Genomic DNA, 1501 nt, shown 5'->3' on the forward strand with positions numbered 1-1501 from the left:
CTACGCCGGCGGCGAGGTGCCGGAGACCAACCTCGGCCTGATGCCGTGCCTGGTCACCAGCTACGAGCAGGGCATGAAGTGGCGCAACGCCGAGATCGGCCGTGAACTCTCCCGCATCCTCGAATCCAAGGGCGTCAAGCTGCTGACCTGGATCTGGCAGTCGGGCAGCACCGCGTCGCGCGGCGGCGCCATCGCCGAGCCGGCGGACGTCAAGGGCCTGAAGGTGCGCGGCGGTTCGCGCGAGATGGACATGATGCTGAAGGCCGCGGGTGCGGCGGTCAGCACCATCCCGTCGAACGAGCTGTACGCCGGCATGCAGACGGGCGCGGTGGATGCGGCGATCACCTCGGCGACCAGCCTGATCTCCTTCAAGCTGGAGGAACTGTCCAAGCACCTCACGGTCGGCCGCCGCGGCAGCTACTGGTTCATGCTGGAGCCGCTGATGATGTCGAAGGCGGTGTTCGACGGGCTGCCCGCCGACCAGCAGCAAGTCCTCCTCCAGGTCGGCGAGGAGATGGAGGCCTTCGGCTACGAGCAGGCCCGCGCCGACGACGAGCGCATCGCGCAGATCTACGGCAAGGCCGGCGTGCAGGTGCAGGAGATGTCGGAGGCGACCGTCGGCCGCTGGAAGGAGATCGCCCGCGAGACCGCCTGGAAGGACTTCGCCGAGCGCACCAAGGACGGCGCCCGCCTCCTCAAGCTGGCGGAGGCCGTGTGATGTCGGTCGCCGAACGCAACCTGATCCTCGACGCCTCCGCCGTTCCCGCCGAGCGGGCGCCGGCGCTGCGCTTGGTGGGGGCGCTGCTCGACGTGGTGAACCGCGTCGTCGCCGTGCTGGCCTCGGTGGCGGTGGTCGCCGCCGGCGTGGTGCTGACCCACGAGGCGGTGGTCCGCTACGTCTTCCAGCAGCCGGCGGACTGGCAGGACGAGATGGCGGTGTTCCTGCTGGTGGGCGCGACCTTCATGTCGGCCGCCTACGTGCAGGCGCGGCGCGGCCACGTCGCCATCGACGCGGTGGCGGAGCTGCTGCCGGCCGGGGTGGACCGCGTGCGCCGCTTCCTGGCCGACGTGGCGTCCTTCGCCTTCTGCACCTTCTTCGCCTGGAAGTCCTGGGCGCTGTTCCACGAGGCGTGGGAGGACGGCATGGTCACCCACTCCGCCTGGGCGCCGCCGCTGTGGATCCCCTACTCGGTCATGTCGCTCGGCATGACGCTGCTGGCGGTGCAGATCGCCCTGCAGATCCTCGAAGTCCTGATGTCCGACCGGGAGGTTGCGTGATGGGCGCCCTCGAACTCGGCCTGCTGTACGGCGCCGCCACCTTCGGCGTGCTGTTCTCGGGCATTCCGATCGCCTTCGCCCTCGGCCTCGTCGCCGCGGTGTTCATGTACTTCTTCATGCCGGCCGCCTCGCTGGATACGGTCGCGCAGAACGTCTACGAGGAGATGGCGAGCATCACGCTGCTCACCATCCCGCTGTTCATCCTGAAGGGCGCCGCCATCGG

At 69.4% G+C, this 1501-nt stretch carries 3 protein-coding genes; all 3 read left to right on the forward strand.

The window, feature by feature from the left end:
- Positions 1-718 (forward strand): TRAP transporter substrate-binding protein DctP (gene dctP / locus TSO221_RS34570; RefSeq protein ID WP_109122967.1); only part of this gene is annotated, 718 nt, incomplete at its 5' end.
- Positions 718-1278, forward strand: coding sequence for a TRAP transporter small permease (locus TSO221_RS34575; RefSeq protein WP_109122968.1), 561 nt, complete (start codon positions 718-720; stop codon positions 1276-1278). The genes dctP and TSO221_RS34575, both read left to right, overlap by 1 nt.
- A partial coding sequence (locus tag TSO221_RS34580) for a TRAP transporter large permease subunit (RefSeq protein WP_146209012.1) occupies positions 1278-1501 on the forward strand: 224 nt, incomplete at its 3' end. The genes TSO221_RS34575 and TSO221_RS34580, both read left to right, overlap by 1 nt.

It is taken from the genome of Azospirillum sp. TSO22-1, assembly GCF_003116015.1.
GTDB lineage: Bacteria > Pseudomonadota > Alphaproteobacteria > Azospirillales > Azospirillaceae > Azospirillum.